Below are 4031 nucleotides of genomic sequence, written 5' to 3' on the forward strand. Positions count from 1 at the left end.
TCAAAAAGACCAGCATAGCTAGCTTGAATGCCGTTGAAAACATAAAGGCCTATGAAAAAACAAAAAATGCCGGCTGAAAATTTATTCATTTTGTATTATAGTTTTCAGCTGCATTCATGAGGGCTTCGCCGTTTTCTTTTGAAGCCAGTTGTGCGGCCAGAAAGTGCAGTCCGAAAAATTTGTTAGGCCGGATTTAAGTAGAACGGGGATACAATGCTATGGCCCAGCTGGATGGAAATGCGAAAGCCGTTAAAATATTGATTAATAGTAATTTGCAAAATAACGTCAATGGTAGCGGAGTCGAAGGATCTTTATTCGAATTTTTTGATTGAATTAGCTTGAAATTTGGCATCAATTCCTCCCCTAACAATCCAAAAGATTCTTCAGCTCGCTCATATCCCCTGCCCCGAAACGACGAATGTAGTATGAACTAATGGCTAATGAACAACTGAACTAATAAACCCATTTAAGGAACAGGATCGTGACCATGTTTGCCCCATGGATGACAACGACCAATGCGTTTCAGTGCCATCCAACCGCCTTTAAATGGTCCGTGCTTTTTAATGGCTTCTATCCCATACTGCGAGCAAGTTGGCGTAAACCTGCAATTTGCGCCTAGCATTGGCGAAATGGCATATTGATACACCTTGATTAAACCTAAAAAAAACCATCCGAAAATTTTATTGATGAATTTCATTTGGCTGGATTAAATTTTGAAAGCGTTTAAAAGTAGCAATCAGTTTTTTCTCGATAAAGGTAAAATCGTATTTTTCTTTACCCACAAACTGAATAGAAATCAAAAGCAATCCCCTGTCAGTAGGTAAAGGCAAATATAATTTATCTTGTTTATTTAAGCGATAAGCTTCGCGTATGCGGCGCTTGAGCAGATTGCGATCTACTGCCCGTTTATATCTTTTTTTAGGAACGTTGATTACCACTTGTGCTTGTACATCAGCTGGTTGATCGACAAAAAGATAAGAAATCCGGAAGGGGTATAATAAAAAAGAAGAACCGTTTTTAAACAACAGGTCTAAATGTTTCCTGCTGCATAACCGTTCTTCTTTCCTGAATGTGTACATATATTTTTGATTGATAACTGCAGATTTTGATCTGCCGATCCCGAATTAACGGAAAAGCAATCAAAAATTATGCTTTATGCTTGCGTTCGTCAGAAACCGTTAATCTTTTTCTTCCTTTAGCACGACGTGATGCTAATACTCGTCTGCCGTTAGCTGTTGCCATTCTTTCGCGGAAGCCGTGTTTGTTTCTTCTCTTTCTTTGCGAAGGTTGGTATGTTCTTTTCATGACTGTATATTATCTATTGTAAAATTAAGAGGTGCAAATATAAAGCGATTTCTCTACAAATGCAATAGTGATTAATTATTATTTTTTCTATTTAAGTGCAAATGTAATAATTCTTTTGAAAAAGATGTCCTATGGGTATTTAAAATATGTGCTTGTATGTTTTATTATTTCACCAAACGTCCTTACGGAACGAAAATATCAATATTTTTTTCCACCCATAATCCATCTCGATGCAATGTCATCCTGAGGGATAATTATTTCATAAAATCAATATTAAAGACAGATCTTTTTGGCAAACGGTAGGCTGCGTTAGATCGTCATTCCCAACTTGATTGGGAATCGTAATGCAAGGGCTTTAAGATTCCCGCCTGCGCGGGAATGACGACCGTGCTAATGGATTCTGTCTATGGTAGCCTGTAGAAGGACAAATGTTTTTTGTTTTCAACTAGTAAGGGTCTTCGACAGGCTCAGACTGACAAACGTACGCTTAACTTAACTACATTGCCCAATGGAAGAGAAAGGTACCTAAATTAGTATCGACATGAAACGGTAGAAGGGAGATGCCCAAATAGCAGCAACGACAGCCGTAGAACAAACCTGATTGGGAGTGGAAATCCTTTTTGTCACCCTGTCCAAAGGACTCCTACGGAGCGCGTAGTCGAAGGGCAAAAAGATTGTAACGGAAAGCAGGGCTAACAATAATTTTAGCACTCAATTGCTTTCCAAAAAAGATTTTCATCTTCCCTATCGGTCGGTATGTTATCGACCAACAAAAAACTCGGTAATATTTCATTTCGGTCGGTGAGACACCAACCGATAGATTCATTCGAAGGGTAAATTACAAACCCAACGCAGCCTTCAATTTCACATAGCCGGTTTTGCTTACCGGCAGCCAGATATCAGACTTTAACAGCACTACATAACTATCTTTCTCTTTTAGCTCTATTTTGGTCACCTGGGCCAGGTTAATGATATAAGACCTATGGATACGAATAAACTGGCTCACGTCGAGCGTTTGTTCGAAATAAGCCATCGTTTTGTTCTTATAGAAAGCACCGTCAACAGTACTTAATTTTACATAATCATCATCAGCCTCTAAGTAGTTGATATCGGCAACGGGAATAATTTTAATTACGCCATCTTTTTTAACCACTACCCTATTGTTTTGGGCCGGACTTAAAGCTGCCGCATCCAAAACAGCCTCCGTATTTTCGGTTTGATTTAATTTGTTAGGCAGTTTTTTAATGGCTGCATCAAAGCGCGATTTATCGATGGGTTTAAGCAAATAATCTACTGCATTAACCTCAAAAGCTTTAATGGCATATTCATCAAAAGCTGTAGTAAAAATTACCGCAGGTTTATCTTCAACCATCCTGTTCCTCCGGCAGCCTTCATTTCGGGATCAAAAGGATTTTGTACCCGGATCTGCAAAATATTATACTCAACAGTAACATCTATCTTGATGGTAATGCCTGCCGAGGTATTATAAAGTCCGAATTTAATAGCATTCTCTACAATGGGCTGCAATAAAGTACCTGGCAAACAAAGGTTTAAAGTATCTTCAGCCACATTAACTTCGATATTTAACCTGTGGCTAAACCTCACCTTTTCAATATCAAGATACAATTGAATATACTCCATTTCTTCTTCTACAGAAACCCACAATTCGTCATCACGTTTTAGGGTTCCGCGAAGAAAAGAAGCTAATTTCATTATCATTACGCCTGCCTCCTTCGGATTAACCATGGTAAGTGCAAATACCGAGTTTAAGCTATTGAAAAGAAAATGCGGCTGTAATTGATGTCTTAACTTATTTAACTCGGCCTCTTTGGCCAAACTTTTAGCTGCCGATAGCCTTTCGTGTGTTTCTGATTGCTCCTCTAATCTATACCATAAAATATTAGCCAAAGCACACCAGACTAAACACATAAAAGAAATTAAACCCCTAAAGGCAAAAGAGAAATTGTAAAAATCTTTATACTCCTTATAATCAGAAAATATATAGAGCACCACATATTTTGATGCAAAAATAATCACAAAAGTAAGCGCGAGCGTGATAATCAGTACGTACAGATTTTCTGTATTTGCGGAACGGATAAAGGTCTAGTTGTCAAAATGGTTTTGATTAGTTAATGATTTATTGCGGTGCGCTAGCTTTTCCAGGTATTGCGCAACCGATTTTGGTTCAACAATCCTGGAACTTACTTCTACACCATCAGCAAGTTCTTCCACTGCCGATATCCCACCTACACCTAAAAACTTCCATACTACTTTATCGCCATTACAATTATTAAAAGATGGGTTAAAATGTATAGCATTTAATTTGGCTTTATCTAAAGCCTGCGCAATCCCCTCTGCCTGGATTAAACGCGTTTGTTCATTAAACTGGGGCGTATGTTTTCCCTCACCACAAATTACCTGATAGATACAATTTACTGCAAACCATTTCATAGGCGATGTTTTATAATAAATGTTTAGAAACTTTTAATTTCGATCCMTCCAAATAAAGCTGTCCCATCTAAAATCAATGTTTTTTTCATCTCTGCTACCGGCATTACATGTGATCTTTTATCTTCAACGCTACCAAATAATGCCGTTACATTCGATTTTATTGCCCAGTTTTGTGGTACAATTAATTTAATTCCTCCAAAAACTGCCGTTACATCAAGCGATACCGTTTCAGGAAAATCAGCCTGAGTCATTACAATATCTGCTCCTCCAAATAC

General features: G+C 38.0%; 6 protein-coding genes and 1 pseudogene. All 7 read right to left on the reverse strand.

Annotation, left to right across the window (positions count from 1 at the left end):
- Positions 1 to 466 precede the first annotated feature (466 nt).
- Positions 467 to 697, reverse strand: coding sequence for a membrane protein insertion efficiency factor YidD (gene yidD, locus AC1DND_RS25100; RefSeq protein ID WP_215128375.1), 231 nt, complete (start codon positions 695 to 697; stop codon positions 467 to 469).
- The gene (locus AC1DND_RS25105) at positions 681 to 1079 is read right to left on the reverse strand and encodes a ribonuclease P protein component (RefSeq protein ID WP_477585269.1); all 399 of its coding nucleotides are present in this window, start codon (positions 1077 to 1079) and stop codon (positions 681 to 683) included. The genes yidD and AC1DND_RS25105 overlap by 17 nt, the downstream gene beginning before the upstream one ends.
- 67 nt (positions 1080 to 1146) lie before the next feature.
- On the reverse strand, positions 1147 to 1305 hold the full coding sequence (rpmH, locus tag AC1DND_RS25110) for a 50S ribosomal protein L34 (protein ID WP_010601723.1): 159 nt from the start codon (positions 1303 to 1305) through the stop codon (positions 1147 to 1149).
- Between the two features lie 838 nt (positions 1306 to 2143).
- A complete protein-coding gene (locus tag AC1DND_RS25115; RefSeq protein ID WP_477585270.1) occupies positions 2144 to 2677 on the reverse strand; it encodes a LytR/AlgR family response regulator transcription factor in 534 nt (177 codons plus the stop codon).
- The gene (locus tag AC1DND_RS25120; RefSeq protein ID WP_477585271.1) at positions 2653 to 3315 is read right to left on the reverse strand and encodes a sensor histidine kinase; all 663 of its coding nucleotides are present in this window, start codon (positions 3313 to 3315) and stop codon (positions 2653 to 2655) included. The genes AC1DND_RS25115 and AC1DND_RS25120 overlap by 25 nt, the downstream gene beginning before the upstream one ends.
- A 93-nt stretch (positions 3316 to 3408) precedes the next feature.
- The gene (locus AC1DND_RS25125; protein WP_215128380.1) at positions 3409 to 3756 is read right to left on the reverse strand and encodes a DUF4288 domain-containing protein; all 348 of its coding nucleotides are present in this window, start codon (positions 3754 to 3756) and stop codon (positions 3409 to 3411) included.
- Between the two features lie 23 nt (positions 3757 to 3779).
- Positions 3780 to 4031 (reverse strand): annotated as a pseudogene (locus tag AC1DND_RS25130) (LiaF transmembrane domain-containing protein); the annotation flags it as partial.

This window comes from Pedobacter sp. 01N416 (assembly GCF_056399685.1).